Source organism: Paenibacillus sp. F411, assembly GCF_017582705.1.
Classification (GTDB): domain Bacteria; phylum Bacillota; class Bacilli; order Paenibacillales; family Paenibacillaceae; genus Paenibacillus_AQ; species Paenibacillus_AQ algicola.
Genome location: NZ_JAGFIP010000001.1, coordinates 495,215 through 512,415, shown reverse-complemented (window position 1 = coordinate 512,415; position 17,201 = coordinate 495,215). Strand labels below are relative to the sequence as shown.

At 45.8% G+C, this 17,201-nt stretch carries 18 protein-coding genes; all 18 read right to left on the bottom strand.

Going from position 1 to position 17,201, the window contains the following annotated elements; translation table 11 throughout:
• On the bottom strand, positions 1-475 hold a 475-nt coding region (locus JJQ72_RS02365; RefSeq protein ID WP_243895833.1), incomplete at its 3' end, for an SMI1/KNR4 family protein.
• A 36-nt stretch (positions 476-511) separates the two neighbouring features.
• Positions 512-1,357 carry a hypothetical protein gene (locus JJQ72_RS02360; protein ID WP_208202613.1) on the bottom strand — a complete coding sequence of 282 codons (846 nt, stop codon included), beginning with the start codon at positions 1,355-1,357 and terminating at the stop codon, positions 512-514.
• Between the two features lie 391 nt (positions 1,358-1,748).
• Entirely contained in the window at positions 1,749-2,480 is a 732-nt protein-coding gene (locus JJQ72_RS02355) for an N-acetylmuramoyl-L-alanine amidase (protein WP_208202612.1), read from the bottom strand.
• The gene (locus JJQ72_RS02350; protein WP_208202611.1) at positions 2,477-2,746 is read right to left on the bottom strand and encodes a phage holin family protein; all 270 of its coding nucleotides are present in this window, start codon (positions 2,744-2,746) and stop codon (positions 2,477-2,479) included. Before JJQ72_RS02350 ends, JJQ72_RS02355 begins: the two co-directional genes overlap by 4 nt.
• Before the next feature lie 22 nt (positions 2,747-2,768).
• A complete protein-coding gene (locus tag JJQ72_RS02345) occupies positions 2,769-3,080 on the bottom strand; it encodes a hypothetical protein (RefSeq protein WP_243895803.1) in 312 nt (103 codons plus the stop codon).
• A gap of 13 nt (positions 3,081-3,093) precedes the next feature.
• Positions 3,094-3,315 (bottom strand): hypothetical protein, encoded by a 222-nt coding sequence (locus JJQ72_RS02340; RefSeq protein WP_208202610.1) that lies wholly within the window; start codon positions 3,313-3,315, stop codon positions 3,094-3,096.
• Positions 3,316-3,378: 63 nt separating this feature from the next.
• Positions 3,379-3,948, bottom strand: a complete 570-nt coding sequence (locus JJQ72_RS02335) for a stalk domain-containing protein (RefSeq protein WP_208202609.1) — start codon at positions 3,946-3,948, stop codon at positions 3,379-3,381.
• Between the two features lie 47 nt (positions 3,949-3,995).
• A complete protein-coding gene (locus JJQ72_RS02330) occupies positions 3,996-6,203 on the bottom strand; it encodes a phage tail protein (protein ID WP_208202608.1) in 2,208 nt (735 codons plus the stop codon).
• A gap of 11 nt (positions 6,204-6,214) precedes the next feature.
• Positions 6,215-6,733: a phage distal tail protein gene (locus JJQ72_RS02325; protein WP_208202607.1), complete on the bottom strand. Its 519-nt coding sequence runs from the start codon at positions 6,731-6,733 to the stop codon at positions 6,215-6,217.
• Positions 6,734-6,757: 24 nt separating this feature from the next.
• Entirely contained in the window at positions 6,758-6,901 is a 144-nt protein-coding gene (locus tag JJQ72_RS02320) for an XkdX family protein (RefSeq protein WP_208202606.1), read from the bottom strand.
• Positions 6,888-7,670 (bottom strand): hypothetical protein, encoded by a 783-nt coding sequence (locus JJQ72_RS02315; protein WP_208202605.1) that lies wholly within the window; start codon positions 7,668-7,670, stop codon positions 6,888-6,890. Before JJQ72_RS02315 ends, JJQ72_RS02320 begins: the two co-directional genes overlap by 14 nt.
• 13 nt (positions 7,671-7,683) lie before the next feature.
• On the bottom strand, positions 7,684-10,374 hold the full coding sequence (locus tag JJQ72_RS02310; RefSeq protein ID WP_208202604.1) for a hypothetical protein: 2,691 nt from the start codon (positions 10,372-10,374) through the stop codon (positions 7,684-7,686).
• A gap of 13 nt (positions 10,375-10,387) precedes the next feature.
• A complete protein-coding gene (locus JJQ72_RS02305) occupies positions 10,388-10,825 on the bottom strand; it encodes a phage tail fiber protein (protein WP_208202603.1) in 438 nt (145 codons plus the stop codon).
• A gap of 7 nt (positions 10,826-10,832) precedes the next feature.
• Entirely contained in the window at positions 10,833-11,369 is a 537-nt protein-coding gene (locus tag JJQ72_RS02300) for a phage tail domain-containing protein (RefSeq protein ID WP_208202602.1), read from the bottom strand.
• On the bottom strand, positions 11,370-15,869 hold the full coding sequence (locus tag JJQ72_RS02295) for a hypothetical protein (protein ID WP_208202601.1): 4,500 nt from the start codon (positions 15,867-15,869) through the stop codon (positions 11,370-11,372).
• Positions 15,870-15,873: 4 nt separating this feature from the next.
• Positions 15,874-16,071, bottom strand: coding sequence for a hypothetical protein (locus JJQ72_RS02290; RefSeq protein ID WP_243895802.1), 198 nt, complete (start codon positions 16,069-16,071; stop codon positions 15,874-15,876).
• Positions 16,072-16,172: 101 nt separating this feature from the next.
• Positions 16,173-16,580, bottom strand: a complete 408-nt coding sequence (locus JJQ72_RS02285) for a hypothetical protein (RefSeq protein WP_208202599.1) — start codon at positions 16,578-16,580, stop codon at positions 16,173-16,175.
• Between the two features lie 69 nt (positions 16,581-16,649).
• Positions 16,650-17,201, bottom strand: a complete 552-nt coding sequence (locus JJQ72_RS02280; protein WP_208202598.1) for a hypothetical protein — start codon at positions 17,199-17,201, stop codon at positions 16,650-16,652.

The window sequence follows — 17,201 nt, the reverse complement described above, 5'->3', positions numbered from 1 at the left end:
TGTTCCAAAATACTGTTAACCATTCTTCAAAGTTTGGTAAAGTTTTGACAATGACATTAGTAGCCTGGCTAATGAACCCTAGTCTATACTCATGATTATAAATTCCATCCTCACAGATAAAGACCCAATGATGATTTGAACTTTCTCCAGCATCGAACATGGTTAAGGATATAAGACGATTTGAGTCGATCAGCTCACCCGTCTCACGAATCAAGATTTGATCAGGCAAATCAGGCAGAATCACTTTGGTTTGGCATAACCTCCCACAAGGTGATTCATTAGAAACCCCACCAATTGGTTCAATATCGAGTAGAAATATACCATTTGAAAACTCAGTTAGAAAAGTAAGTAATGAAGATGGTAAATTCACCCCTAAGCTGTCTTCTATAACTGAAATGTCTTCATAGTTTCTGAGCTCAAATCTATCAACATCGGGAAACTTTTTATTAAACTGATTTATAAACTCTCTAATCATAAACACAATCACGATCCCCTTATATCTTTTTGACATTTACTTTCTTGGTGCAAACTGCCCTACCTCAATAAAATCTGCCATGAATTTAAAAAAATAATCATTGGTTTCTAAGTACATCTGCTGGTACAAGTATTTAGTGTTATTCTTTACATATGTACTTGTATAACTAGAAGCTGGCCCTGGAAAAAATGAATTAAAACGTGCAGTAATCGCTGTGTGTGTTGTTGGGTCTACAGCAATAGAGAACATTTCACTAGGATTTACGTTGAAATTATTAGCAAATTTCTGAGGCATAATATGATGAGCATGTAACCCACTTCCTGAAAGTTCTCTACTTAGAGTATTGTATGGCTTTATTCCTTTTTCAACTGCAGTTGTCATTCTTGCACTTGATTTAATGGCACTTACAGTCAAATTTCCAACTGCTGGAACAAAAGGTAGTGCTAAAGCTAAACCATCCAATACTACAGATACACCACTCCAAAAGGAAGGATTACTAATGTATTCATTTATGGATATTGTGAAAGCTCCGATATCAAATAAGGTATCAACTGCGAAGATTGAATAATCGGACTCAACTTTCACATAGTTAGGATTAATTTCCACATCAAAATCTAATATTTCTAAATTTCCAGGTAGATTTGTCCTGAATAATTCCTCGTTTACATCACTACTATTTATAGCCGGTATATGTAATTGTATTTCAGCTCCAGTGCTATTATCAAATATTTTTAAATTAATTTTTTTCTCCCAACCATCTCCATTCAATACCTCTTCATATTTGCTCGAAATCCAGCGCTTTTCACTAGTATTAATTGTATCATCTGCTGCAAATACCCCAGGTGTAAGAACAGAAAAAACCAAAGCTACTGATAAAATCAACGATAAAATCCTCTTCAAACTGACCATCTCCATTTCATATAATATGTATTTCATAAATATTTTATTAAATTATTAATAATTTGTAAAGTTATAATTTACCATTATTATTATTATTTAAGAAATAACCTTAAGTTACCAAGTTTGTTTCTGTGAGCGGATTGAGTAATAAGTAATACTCTACTCACAAAGGATTTAGGCTTCGTAATTGATGGATGTTAGTTTTGTTTCTACAAGCTAGCTGGTTATCGTACAAAAAAAGGAACCCCTTTAACTTTAATCGGTGAGGTTCCTTCTATAAATGCTAGTATTACATCAGGATGTTACCATTAATCTTAGTTTTGAGTATGATCTATTTGGATTGATTAGTGGACTGTACTAGCAATTTTCAGCTTTATTTCTGCAAGTTTTTCTTAAGACGACCTATAATTACGGCCATCTCCTCACGTGTGATTGGCGCACCTGGACGGCTACCATCCACGTAACCCTGCTCAGTCATTGCCTTCCATACTGATGCAGCCCATGGGCTCACGACATTGATATTACGTTCTGTCTTGGCCACTGCTGATCCCTCCTTTTTCTTGAGATCCAAATGCTTCGCTATCCCTACGACATGCCCTGCAATCAATGCGACAATAATTTCCTGTCGTTCCATCAGGCCTGCATCCTTGGCAACATCAACAAACAGGTTTTCGGTCAGGACAGCCGGCATCTTACTTTCTCGGACCATGTGCAGGTTCTTAGACTTCTGCCCACGATCAGTGATGCCATACGGCTTTAGTGCCGCCATGATCTCCTGATGAAGTAAACTCTGGAAGCTTACAGATTCAGAGAGGGCATTCGTGTATCTGAAGCTTTCAAAGCCACCGGCTCCTCCACCTGCATTACAGTGGATAGATACCAGAATATCAGCTCCAGCCTTATTAGCTGCTGCTGTCCGTTCTGAAAGCTCGAGGAAGACATCACTCCCTCGTGACATCAGCACCTGAACTCCTTCATACTCAGCTTCCAGCTGCTTTTTGACGCCCAATGCAATTTTTAACACGATGTCTTTTTCTCGCAATCCATTTGCCACTGCCCCTGGGTCTTTACCGCCATGACCTGCATCGATCCATACCTTCTTCATTCGTGGTCAACTCCGATCTTGGTTTGTTTAACGACCTGATGACCAAACACGGCAAAGGCACCTGCAAGAATGCCTTGAATCACTGATTCCACGCTCCAGCCAATGACACCAATGGTAAAAAGGACAGCCAAACCCAAAACAATATAAACAATGGACCAGTCCGGTACCTTCGGGGTTTTCTTTAAAATAGCTCCAATCACCCAGCATGCGGCGACAACAATCAGCAGCCGTGGATCAATCAATTCAAAAATCATACTCCATTCCATTTTCAATCATCCTCTCATTGTTCTATTCTTCAATTCGGTCAATCCGCTTGTGTGCTTGCTTTGTCGACTCTTCGACTCGAGTCAGGCGCTCAGAGAAGTCATCCATACGTCTACCTAAGTCTCTCAGATCCACACGAATGTCCAGAATTCCCGTCTTGATATAAGCTACATCCGAATGCAGCGAAGCATCGGCTGTTGCCTCTTGAGCAACTTCATCTTTGAAGGCCTTGGTCCTACCGATCCACCCGAGCAGCATGCCGCTGATCGCACAGATGGCACCAATTAGTGTCACCATCACATTCATATCCACCCTTCTTCCCCCTTGAATTAGCATGTTATAGACCCCATTAAGATTCTGAATTTTTGTCCAGACCCGCTGCATCTTGATCGTCCTTCACCGCTTCGCGTTCCAACTTCGCAAGTGCCGCTCCGATCTCCTCATCGACTTGTTTTAAAATCGCCAGTTGTTGTCCTGGATGTGAGTTAATAATTAAGGAAATTACATCTGCGATCTCGCGAACGGGTTGATTCAAATCAAGTGAAACATCAATTCTTGTAACGATGGCCAAGTGCTCACCTCCTTTCAGGGAATAAAAAAGAGCCCAGGGTTACCGGACTCTTTTGAATGATAGTTATCTAATTGCTGCAAGGGCTTCCTCGACCAGACCTAGTTCCTCTGTGGCTTTTCTGATAATCTCGTCGTACTCAGCCAGTTGTTTTTGTTTAACCTCAAGATTGGGTGCTGATTGACCGAAAGCATCAGGTTTTTTAAGTATTTCAATTTCCTGAAGAATATGTTCTCTTTCTTCAACTGCTGGTTTAATCCTGTTTTTTTCAATACTTTGCTTCAATTCTTCTAGACTTTCTTTAGAACTACCAGCATACTTATTCCCGCTGCTTGATGTTGGTTTGGCGGGCGAGATGTCCGTAGTTTTTGCTTTTGATGTTGTTACCGTGATCGTCTTTCCTTTCACTGTAATATCCGCCTCCAATGCTTCGGAGATGCCTCGAATCGGAACGTTAGCACGACCATCAATGATCCCACCTTTGTCCGCAATCATTTCCCCGTTAACTATAACCGTGTACTCACCTGTTACTTTCTTTCCTATAAGAGACTTTACTGAATCGGCGAATGCCCCCGTAGACGTTGCGAATACGAACCCAATCAATATACCTCCAATCACGTATGCTGACTTTTTCATAGACATTACCTCCATGTATTTACTGGTATGATATTCCTATCCTATCATCATGGAGCTGATGTCGTAAACGATCTGTCACCCCAATTCTGGTTCTGAGGATTGCCGTGGTTGTGACTTGGAATGTATACGGAATGCGAATGGGAGTTGTAGGAGTTTCGTAAGTAATCGATTTGCGATTGAAGTAAATCCAATTGCAATCTAAGGCTTGAAATATCACTAATTCCAAGAGAAAGACCGCTGACAATACTCCTAAATTGAACTGGACCCGCAAAAGTAGCCGCGCCCTGCATCCTGATTGGGTTAGCTGTATTATTAGAGCCGATGGTAATATTATTGCTGAAGACAGTCAATCCACCATCTTGGTACGAGTTGATCTCACCGGCGTAACCACCACTTGCTCCATTGAACACAATAGCAGCTACACCGCTGTCAGACCCAGTGTTTATCAATATCCGATTACGTCCATTACCATCGTAAGTTCTCAGCCCCCCGGCATCTTGCTCTATGCGCCGACCACTTACGGCTGTACGAATTAGTGCGCCTGTAATTGTTCCTCCATCAAAAGTAGATGCTCTAATGTTGCCTCTGAATTCACCGCTCTCTGAAACCATGTGTCCACCTGAGCTAACCGTGAACATCCCGTTCCCCACATTTATAGATGACCCTAAGATGGCCCCATTCATAAAGTTCGAGGAATAGATATTCGCCGAATTTGCAGTCAGCCGATTTGCTACCACATTCCCCTGCATGTCCACACGAAAAGGAGCGCTGTTAAAGTTTGCATGCCCTGCAGCAATGCCATTGGTATTAATCTGAGTTATGTTATTGCCGCTGCCAATCAACATGGATACGAAGCTTCCGAGCTGGCCGATAATTGTTTCCGCCAGGATGCCGCGGGCCGTTATAGCTGATCGCACCGTTCGCCAGCCGTCTGTGGAGATCCCTAAACCTTTAGATGTAAGGCGGACCTGCTCCAGTGGATTTGTCTTCTCCTGAGCCAGAATGCCACCTTCTGGCGGATAAATCAGTTCCGTCTTGCTGTTATTGATGTCCACGATCGCCTGCCTGGCTGCAGCTTCAAAAGCTTCTGTCCGAATCCGGCCTCCGGAAAGCAGGTTATCCATGACCTTCCGGGATCGCTCAAGGTCCGCAATCAGATCGATGTCATCTTTCAGTGCAAAGTTAGCCAGCGTCACTTTGGAATGCTGATCAATCGAATACGGATATTCCGACAGCTCCACGATACGGACAGCAATCCGCTGCAAGCCCAACTGTGGATCAAATACGGTTGCGGCATCTCCAAGGTCCGGCGAAGACTCCTCACGGTCGATCTTATGCAGGTCCGCCGCAGTTAAGTTTACCTCAAGCTCCGGCATTTCCTTCTTCCGCAGCTCTTCCCGCGTGGACTTTAACAACTCCACCGGATCCTCAATGTTCTGCTGGATGTTTTCCCCATCGAAGTACGGTACCGAATTACTGCCCCAATAATTGACGTATGGGGACAGCAGGTAATTGACCATGACCTTCCCATTCTGGATAGCATCGGGTACTGACTGCAGGAGGCTTCGTTCATCTGCAGTCAGGTTATCTGCAGACATTCCAATCCAGGTTCGACCATCTTTCATGTGAGCATACATCCGGGTTACAAGGTTGGTACTATCGTCTTTAAATGAATCGGCGATGATATTTTTCTTCGTTCGATATTCGTAGCGATCACTTTGATAACCGATCTTCTTATGGATATGAATCACAAAGTTATCCGGCCGGATCTCCGCTTTATATGTGTTGATTACCTGATTAAGTGCAGCAAGAGCTGTCGTCCGGCCGAAGTCTTTTATATCCCAGAGGTCGAAGGTATCATGCAGTTGGAATGTGAAACGGCCACCGGTCCACATACTGATCTTGTTCAGCAGCATCGAGATGTGGATCCCGTAAGCCTCATCGATATATTCATTATAAGGCACCTTATAATCGTTCAGTTTGAACATGACATGCGTGCAAGTGATTTGCGCCGTCAGCTTCTTCTTATCCCGCTGCCGCTGACTTGTGTTAATCACGTAATATTGCCCTTGCTCATCTTTGATATGGCCCTTAATTTGAATCTTTTCAACATAATCCTCGCTGCTCATAGGCACAAAAAAAGACAGCTCATAATCGGAATTGAGCCGTCTTCGACGTTCGATACCATAAGCGTCAATCAATGTGCCGGTTCGCTGCAGGTTCTTGTCAAACACTTGTAATGTTGGGTTAGGCAATAGATCGCCTCCTAATACAAAAACTTGTCCCGGTGAGTGATTCGAAATAGGATGGTCCGTCCCGTCGCCGGATCCGTCCAGGTGAGATTGTTCGTCCCCAGGTTCAGATCGAAGAAATTACCATTATATAAATGAGAGGCATTTTCCCCGTTCTTTGTGATCTTGAACTTCTGGCTGTCGATGACTATGATGTCACCGGGAACGAAAAGACCAGTAAATTCGATTTCATCAACATGGTACCGGCTTGCCTTTCCATGTAGAGACGAAATACCGTGCATGATGGCTTGCTGCAGTCGCTCCCGGACAAAACCGATGCTCATCCCGCTGTCCGCGTCCATCTGAGCTCCAAAGGAAATTTCACGAGTGAAGTCGGCGGCCATCCTTCCTTCTCCATTCATCAGTGCTTGACCGGTGATCTCGACTGAGGAAGTAACCATAATCTCCGCGCACCCACTGAGGACAGCCCGACCAAATACAAACATTGTCACGGGACGATTAAACGGCAGCCGGTTAAATGGTCCTCCGAACATACACCCCTCCTATCCGGTCAAGAATCAACCCTTATATTCTTTTCCAGTGATTACCTTAAATTCCGCCGTGGAGATTACATTAAATTGAACGTAAAGCCGAAGCTGAACATCGGACACCCATTTCTTCTCGTAGTAATAGGACAACCTTTCAAAATCACTGTTGAACATCCGACTCTCCTCCTGTTCCATTAGCTAATAATTTCAATTCCAGTGCTGCCAGCATCTGACCCAGCACTTGATTTTGCATGAAAAGATCCAGAATTGAAATATCCTTTTTAACAAGCTCTCCACCAATGACATCATTCTGCTGTTTAAGATCCAAGGTAGACAGGTCCTGTTTGACCTGTTCGGAACCCAGCGCCAATATGGTCTGCAATTGCTCTGTGTTGGCAGTCATTAATTCCTCTATCCCTAACTCTGAGTTCTCAATTGCTTCCTGTTGTCCTGCGTTTTGCTGTCGGATTTCCTCCAGCTTAGCCGAGAGTAATTCCACCTCCGTTGGCTCCTCAGGCTGTGGTCGCGTTATCTCCTCTATCTCCTCCGGCGTTAATCCTTCAATCCATAAATTCGGCAGTTCAGGAAGGGTTTGCTGCGGTGGCTCGCCTCGTTCTTCTTCAGGAAGTGATGCCCATTCCGAGTAAGCCGCTGAGTACTTTTTTTCCTCGGCAATCAGATCGTCTTGATATGCTTGCCATGCAACTATGTCGAAGCGCGGACGAAAGAACCCAGGCGCAAGAGGTACTCCGACGATATAGCCTGCGATTTCTGTCTCTGTAGATTTTTCCAATTCCTCATCCTCTGTCAGGTTCTGCGCCGGATCCGCGGGCGGCTTTGGATTAATTGGGGTATAAATAGGGACGACACCGGTAAAGGCATCATCCGCAATCACATCCTCAATATAGAGACAGTCAGTACTTACTTTGGGTACGGCTTTCATATTTTACCTCCCTTTATTGGTCGGCTAAGAACGTTAGACCATCGATATTGATTTCACTGTTGTAATCAGTAACGTATACTATTCCATCGGTATCGATTACGCATGTAGTCGTTGTATTAGTAGACGTATAAGCTCTGGCAACAAGGAAAAGTGGCTGGGCAGGACGGTATCCCTTGGGGAGGACAAACATCACTGATGCAATCGCTCCCGCTTTAAGTCGACCTCTTAGATGGACAAATCCGTTATTATCTTTAAAGTAGGCAGGGGTTGCACCTCCGCCAAAATATACCCATCCATTAAGTAGCGTTGGCACAATCCACCCGGGAGCCTCTTTATCCGCTTTTATATTCATTAGAACGGATACAGCGGCAGCATTCTGCTGTATGGCGTCGGTGAGATCTTGGAACATCGCCTTTTCGTTTGCCGCACAAGTTCCCATAAACGGAACGATAGGCGATTTGTTGAGCATTAAGTAAGAAGCAGAATACGCTGCTGAAACGTCGTTAAATTCAGCTCTAAGCTCAGCATTTTGAACCCCGTAATCAAGAGAATAATCGCTATTGTACACGTTCCAAGTTCTATCCGGTTTATTGTTTTTGTATAGTGCCATTATTTTACCAACATCGTAAGCTAACCGAACTCCCGCTCCTCTCGAATGAAGGTAATAAAAATTGGGGCTGACCGGGGACTTGAAGGGTTTCACACTCTCCCTCAGCACAATACCAGTCCCCACCTCGATCTGGTTATCTCCTTCATGAAAAGTTACCATCCCCTCAAAAATGACTGGTTCGGCTGACGGTGTAGCAAGCTGATACACGAGCTGGTAAGGCGTCCACTCAAAGTATGATGATACCGGAAGAACATTAGACGCTTGGGTTTTTATTTTTTGCTTGACCCATCTTTTTGTACCCGTGCCGTTATAAATGGCCGCGGCTTCTACCCCTGTAAAGGTAGAAGCATCAAACATCTTCCAGCCCATAAAATATGCTTTTATCTCACCGGCTGTTGGCGTATAGTTATCTCCCCATCCGCTGTCCGAGTTGGACACACTGATTAATATCAATTTTGTATCGGAAGTGCTGCCGTTAAGTTTATCTGGACCGGTTGCTACACGCTTTAAAATTTGACCATCAAATTTAACCCCTGTAGGATTCCAGGTTGCTGGATTGTATGGTGCGGCCAAGTGAAAATAAACTACTTTATGACCGGTTTCGGAAGAACTAAACGCCCACGCAAGTTGCCCATCCATAACAACATTCTTCCATTTTGCCAGCTTATAATACTGACCATCTTTTTCGAATAGTTCGTCAGCAGACTCTCCTGTAACGGGATCGGCATAAAGGTCTGTCTGTAGCGCGAGCATGGCGTCTTCACGGGATTTAAATGGTTGGTCTTCGGTTCCGATTGTAAGCATTGGGCTATTAAACTTATAGTCACCGTTTCCTAATGATGCATTGCCTAACAAAACGTGTATAAATTTATCGGAGGCTGTAGTCGTTACGCTCAACTTCTGAGTTAGCTGATAACCGCTGTTATTCAGCAAAGCACCTTTTTCATCCATTGTCTGGAGAGCCATTGCACCGTTATGCTGAGCCGAGAAAGTATATATTTCATTAGGAACGCAAGGTATCTTATACCCAAAAGCAAAGTTAATTGCCGTTGCTTTGATAACACCCGTATAAGGAGTTACTACCGTACATCCACTGCCGTAGGTGCTCCACTCATAAAACGGTGGTAGCAGATTCTTCCCGTATCGGATCGCGTATGGATTCTTAACAGGTTGAGCACTGTCGACGTATGGATACTTTGCAATTAAATAAGCGTCCGGAGCTACATAGTCATCATTGGAAACTTTGTAAATCCGAATCCCATCCAGGTATAAGATGTTGGATGTAGCGTTATTGTTCCATAAGTGTAAGCCCCCGCCCCCATCCCGGCCAACACATCTGAGTACTACTGTTTTCCAGGAAGCAGTAATGTCACAGTTAAGCACGTTGCCACGAGTCCCGTATAATTCACCATGTAGTTGGGTAGAAGTATCCGCTTTAGCGTTAAGCATAATAATATAATTTGAACCATCTTCAAATGCAGTATCAGTCACACGAACAAAATTGTTACTGCCTCCTGCACCTGTAGTCACAATTTTCAAAGAATTGTCCCCGTCTACTCTATAGTTTGAAGAAAGAGACGCGCTGTGATTCCCGTAACTGGACACCTCAGACAGATCTGTAAAGCGGCCTGCACGACCCAGTAAATTTACCAGCATCTGTCCTTTAATACTGCTTAGTGAAAAAGGTGCTTCCCTTTCTGCATTAAGGATCTGCACACCTGCGCTAAGAACGACGTCTTTCCTATGCTCTGTATCTAGACGACTACTTAATCCGTTAACTCCATATGAAAGTTTTTCAATGTTATCGACTGTTGAATTATGGTCGTATGCTGTAAAGTAGCGAGCGACCTTTGTTCCCGCCACCCAAGACTGCGCTGTTCCCTGGAACCCCCTTGTCACATTCGTAAGTTCATTGCCGCTTTTTCCTGTATACATAATTGTCTCAGCAGCTTCATCCGTTCCTATTGTAAGTAAGTTGGGGGCAGCCGGAAGGATGGATCCATCGACGACTTGAATTACGCTTTGCACGTCATCAACTGCCATTGCTAGCTCGGTACCCGGGCTATTTGTCTGGGCTGGATACATTGTCTTCATTACAAAGCCCTCCTTACGCTAAAGTACATACAATTTGACCGGTCAGCATTTTAAAAATGTCGTTGGACAGGATACTGCGCGGTGTCTCCAATGCTCCAAAGTACAGCAGATTCCCGCCAGTGGCAGCATCACGAAGGCCGATATGGGATACCTGCCCCCAGTCGGCTGTCGCCGTGGGCATAGCAATATCTGCATTATTCTTAATCGTCGGTTTGGTGACCGTCACCTGTTGGCCCGTGGTCGGGTGAGAAATAGTATAATTCTCGCTTGTCGGCGCGCCGAACGTTACTTCCTGACGGGCGTATCCACCACTACTCACTTCCTGCCCGGTGTCAGCTGCCGTGGGATTGCTGGTATACAGTGCCAAGAAAACTTTCGACGGCCTGGTATAGGCCGTATTGCGAAATACCTGGTTCAGCAGCTCCGAAGCCAAATAGTTGGACATGTTCATCCTTCATTCATCCTTCCATGAGGTATTCATTGCGAATTTTAAAGTTCTGCAGTGTAGTCGTTCCGACATTGGTTAGTACGATAACGGGGCTGGCCCTCTCATCGCCAAGAGATTGGACAGATATCACCTGCTGCGACCGAGTGATATTCAATTCCGTAATCTTTTCATCACTTTCTGGAAAGGGATTATACATCTTCAAAGGAATATCAATCACCCTGTTCCCCGTCGATTCGTCCCATCCCATCGTTCCACGATATTGAGCAAAATAGTGTTTACTGGGCCGATCAGAAAAAACAAGATCCAAAACACCGCGGCGCGTATTGAATTGTCTCATGAGCAGCGAAACCGTGGTGTCATAATCGCCAGTAATAAAAAAAGCCAGGCCAACAGGCCGGGCTCCGTACGTAGTTCCAAAATCAATTTCTCCATCCCGCTCGGCGATCTCAACGGTATGCTCCGTTGCTTCCGGCAGTCCAGGGATATACCGGCGGACCAACACTGCGCCTGTTCTCGAGATCCATTCTCCATTAACTGAGACGTCCACCTACTTTCCACCTCCAGTTGTTGCTAGGCGCCGAAATGTCCGTTCACGTTCAGTATAAAGAATTTTAGCATCTGCCTGGTCCTGAACCTCCACATGTTCAATGGACATGTCGATATGATTCACCGTCTGCATAACCACCGGATCGGTTTTACTTGCCGTAGGTACTGCAGCTTGCCCGCTGATCAGTTTCCAGAGCGTACTCTGCTGTGACTCGTTCAAGTACATTTCGCCTGCATGAGCTATGACCGGCACCGCATCTCCGGAACGCCCTTGCACGATCCCTCCATCTTTAAATGCCTGAAGCTTGCCTGTATCCTTTTCAATGCCATACATCTTGCGAAGCTCTTCATTTCGAGCTGTCAGCCGAGCCATCTCCGCCGTATCTCCACGGGTTTTGGCTGCAGACCATGCATTCTTGTTCGCGTTATACTCCTGTAAATTAGCATTTGAAGCGATGGAGGGCTCTGACACCTTGGCGATATGGGACAGCTTCGCATTGTAAGCAGAGACAAATTGATCGAGGTCATTCAGGATTTGTTGATTGGCCGTTTCGTTGGCGCCAATCCTGAAATCTTTGATTGCATTCTCGATGAATTGAACATCGTCTTTATGATTCTCAAAGGCATCCTTTAATGCGTTGTAACGTGCTTCCGTATCCCGTCTTTCGTCATCGTACGCCTTCTCTTTCTCATCCTTTTCATCAACCAGTTTCTGTTTCTGATCTTCCAAATCTCGCTTGCGGAGTTCCCGGCTGCGTTCGAGCTGCATGCGCTCGATCTCCTCCGTAATGTCGGCCAAAGCCTTTCGACCTTCCGGCGATACCGCAGTGCTTAATTCTTGTTGCCGAGCCAGCTTCTTGGCGAGCTGGGTTTCATAGTCCTCGTCGACGTTAAGCTCCTGCTCTTTCGCAATTAAATCATCAATCGCTTTGATTTTTTCATTCTGAGCATCGACGTAAGCTTTCTTAAGGGATTCGATCGATTCAAGTTCAGCTTTATGTGATTCATCCAGTCTCTTTTTCTGAATATTAAAGAAGTCCTCGGTCTCTTTCTTCATATCACGAATCAATGCTTTACGAGCCCGATATACTTCCTCATCCGCACGTTTAAATTCATCCGAATCTTTATGGTAACGGTCACGAACCCGAGTCCAGGCAGCCAGCTTCATCTGTGTAATCTCATTTTCGGTTTTGCCGGCTTCCTCCATGCGCCGCTCTTCCTTCGCGATCCACTCCTCTGAGTCGGAGAACTGCGAGCGGATCAGATCCTTTCGAGCACGGTATAATTCTTCATCCGCTTTCTTGAACTCTTCACTGTCCTTGTGGTACCTATCACGAACCCGGGTCCATGCATCAACCTTCATCTGGGCCAAAGCTGTCTCACTCTTGTAGGCTTCCTCCATTCGGCGTTCTTCTTTGCTGATCCAGCCCGAAGACGCTTCAAACTGTGCTTTGGCGAGTTCCTTACGGGCGCGGTATACCTCTTCATCAGCAGCCTTGTAGAGTTCACTGTCCTTTTTATAACGGGCACGAACCTTCTCCCATGAGTTCACCTTCATTTGAGAGATCTGGACTTCACTCTTATAGGAGTCCTGCATTTTACGCTCTTGCCGGTCGATCCAAGTAGCCGACGCTTCGAAGTTCGATTTTGCACTATCTTCCTGCAGGCGTTTCATCTGAAGTTTGAGTTCCCGCTGATCCTCCAAGCTCTCTTTAAGATGCTGTTTATGATCGGCTCGGATCTTCTGTAACGCCTTTAGCTGCTTCTCTGGACTTTGATCATAAAACTCGGCATTGTACCGAGCTGTAGCCATATCTGCATCATAAGCCGCTTGGCGCCGTTCCCTCGCAATTTCGGCGGCAGATTTCCCGGAATTCTTGGACTCTTTGTTTTTTTTGTCTGATCCGGTTTTTTTGCTACCGCCAGGTTTATTGGGTTCTGGTCCACCAGCAGAACCTCCGCCGCGATTATACGTAAATGCATCCAGATTACCGGTTGTTAAATTATTCAAAGCACGATCAATCTCGATTTCACTGCTAGCGTACTTATTTTGTTCTTCCGATCTCGCTGCTGCCTCTTCAATAGCTTTTCCAGCAAGACCTCCGGTAACTAAACCAGCAAATATGGCTCCTACTCTTTTCGTTGTGGATTCACCTTTCGTAGTCCCGATCTTTAGCATTTTCCCTGAGATCTGCCCCATGACATCGGCAAGCTGCTGATAGTTCTTGATCTGCGCTTCCACCATAGATTTCTGAGCTGCTGTTTCTTGCTTCCAATTTTCCAGTTTTGTTTTGGTAGCTTCTACGGTTGCAGAAAGCAAGCTTTTTTCCACGCCAATTTGATCTTCAACCGTTCCAATATTCTCTATCCGTATCCGACCCTCTTCATCCATTTTGGCAATAAGGTCAGGATATTGATTTTTCAGCGTATTGGTAATTTGGACAAGCTCGGCCTTCTGTAATTCATCCAACTTTTGAACGGCATTTAATTCCTTATATCGCTCGGCCATGCGCTCCATTTCAAGGATTTTTCTGTTCTTGGCGGCCAAGTCTTGCAATTCGGCTTTTTCCATTTCGTAAAGTGCCGGTATCGACTTCTCCGCTTCTTCTTTCATTTTCTTCAAAGCTTCAGCAGCCTTTTCAGGTGTTTCAAAATCCATATCACTCAGCTGTTTGTCGATTGCATTAAGAGCCTTTCTGGCTTCGTTCATTTCTCTGATAGTCTCTTGGGAAATGTCAATCCGGGTTCCCGCTGAAGCATGCTTTGGCATAGCCTTTTGAGCTTCGTTCACCCGCTCTTGAGCCTTAGCCCTCTCTTCCAGCAACTCGCTCAGCTTCTCGGTATCCTGCTGTAGTAGCTTCAATTCCTCCACTGATCTATTAACAGGAGACTCGCTTAAGCGCTGGTTTAGTTCCTCTTGATTCTTAGCGAATTGAAGCACGGACCCTGCTGCAGCGTCTGATGCCAACTTGTAAGCAGTGACTCCTGCTGTCGCAATCGACAGCGCAGTAATAATCCATCCTACAGGGCCCATTGCTATGTTCATCGCTCTCAGCGCTGCCGTAACCGCTCCAATACTTACCGCCAAGGTTCCTAGAACCGTTATCAACCCCAACACGGAAACAGATCCAGCAGCTAAGCCTGCAATGACCTCCTCATTTTCGCTAGCCCATTCTACAAAGCTTTTAATCATCGGAGTCAGGGTTCCCATCACTTCTTCCAGTACCGGCAACAACGCTTCACCCAGCTCTACCCGTGCTTGTTCCATGGTTTGATTAAAGGTAGCCTGAGTTCCGATAAAGCCCGTCATGGCAGAGTCTGCATTCCCTGCGAACATAGCCGATTCCTGCAGGATACCGTTATATGCAGCTTGGATTTTTTGGGCCTCTGTTAACTTGGCAGCAGATGTGCCAATCGATTGAGCATACCGGTCATACATCACGGATAAATTGGTCGTGACACCTGCAGCGTCCGTCAGCTCAGAGTTCCCCATCTTGACCCCTTGTGCCACCTGCCGGATGGCCTCGTCCCATGTCAGGTGCGCTTCACGGTTATAAGCGGCAGCATCAGCGGTTGCAATCATGATTTCTCTTGTCTGATCTAAGGTCAGTCCGGCGGTAAGATAGGTTTTCACAGTGTCTGCCATGGCCGTACGGCTCAGGCCCCAGCGATCAGACAGTTCCTCAGCTAATCCAATCGTTTTCTCGGTGCTGAGATGATAGGACTTGGAAACCTCGGAGAGGCCTTGATAGGAAACAGCCAAATCTTGCGCTTCCTGGGCTAGGGTTTTAAAGGTTTGAATGAGCTGCCTGGTCGCCAAGCCTGCTCCCAGTGCAGTCAATCCTGAGGCTACACCATCGATTCCTTTTTTAGTCTGCTTTGCCTCAGCAGCTGCTTCCTTTAACTCTTTTTCAATCTTATCGATATGCTTAGCATCCAGGCCGACCATTCGGAGTTGTTCCCTGACCTGCCTCAGTTGTGTTTCCAACGCCCCAGGATTTGCCCTTCGAATTTCTTGATTGATTTTCTCGATCTGTCCGGAGCTCAGTCCGATTTCTTTCAAGGCCACGTTTAAATTTTGAAACCCGCCAGCAGCCTGCGAAGCCTTGTCCTCCAAATCCCAGATCTTCTTCGATGTTTGATCAGAGGTTTGGGTAAGCCGAAGCAGCGTGGCCTCTGTGTTCAGGATCTGCTCCTGCAGCTTATTTCTCCTTTGTTCGTTGAAGGTGTTTTCATAGGATTGCTTCAGCTCGCTGAGTTTCTTACGCTGGACTTCAATTTTAGCGTTGACGTTGTCAAGGACGGAGGTGAGCCGGGCAATTTTGTCCTTGGATGCACCTATCTGATCAAAGGCTGAATCCATGCTTTTAATGTCACCTGCAGCCTTTTTCCCTTGGTCACCTAAACCCGCAATCTCGTTTTTGACCGCTTTGATTTCAGCCTTAAGATTTTGTGCATCTGCGGTCATCCGCGCCCGTAATTCACCAACCTCTACAGCCATATTCTCACCGTCCCTTCATCCGCGCCAGCTGCGCTTGATACTGTTCTTCTGCCGATTTTGGTGGTTCTGCCGGCGGCTTCGGAAGCATGTTCGTAATTCGCTTGATGATCGATTCCCTGGCTTTTTTGTCCATGGTATGGGGATAGGAAACGATGTCGATCTGCATGAGCAGTTCTTTGGCCCAGACTTCGTCCTGGATCATTAGCAATCCCGGAAGGTCTACGAAAAAGTATTCATGCTCGATCTCATACTGGGTTTTCCCAAGTACCGCGCAGCATCGAAGCACAAAATCATCTTGGGTAATTAATCGTCGGCCCGATCCATCCGCTTGACGATGCTTTGGATGAACTGCTGCGCTATGGGTGGAATCAGGCCGTTCAAGTTTTTTAAAGCTTCATTCATGTCGTTCTTTTCCCAGGTCAAACGGAGAAACTCCGTGCATTCTCCGAATGCCGCATGCTCGTCCAGGTAATCAATGGGTACCTCGCTGAGCAGAGAGGTTAATTCGTAAATCTCATCTATAGAAACGTCCGCGGCCGCTACAATGAAAACCGCACGATCTTTTTCAGGAGTCAGGAACAGCTTTACCAGGTAATCGCCGATGGCTCCAATATGCTCCGTCAGCTTTTTCAAACGGCTACGGGTCAATTTGGGAATAGTGACTCGTTTACTGCCGAGTGTGACGTAGTCCTTCTTCGCAAAGGTAAACATCCTTCATCATTCCTCTCAGGGAAAGTAAAAGAGAGAAGGCCAATGCCCTCTCTCTTACAAATAAATCAATTACGTCGTAGCTGTGATGTCGCCCCAGGTGTACAGCAACCCGCGCGGTGTAGCACTGAGATCCGGATAGGCCGTCGCGTTGATCGTAAACTTCTGGTTGTCGTCGAGCATGAATTGGGCATTTGCATCGAATTTGATGCCGCAGGATTCGAGGTAAATGAACCGGGATGGATCCGTTACACCTTGCGGCTGAATCATGGCCCGCTTGCGTGGCAGCTCTTTGCCGGCCAAACCCGTCACCTGATACTTCACTTTGTCCGGATCGCTTGAATCTGTCACCTTAGATGCATTCGCATTGAATTTGACGACTTTGTCAAAATCCGTATCGGGGGTATCAAATTCAACCCTCCCTACCGTACCGGTAGATAATGACTTCACTGGCGCGGTTCCCGTCTGGTCCGTGGTTGGCTCAAAATAGGTAGTCTCAGTGAAGAACCGGATACCACCTTGTGTAAGATCGAAGACGACTGAATCGGCTGTCGGCAAGCCGTCTTCGTCCACTCCCCACGTGAAGATTCCTGGACCTGCGTAAATTTTATCCACGTCTGCCAT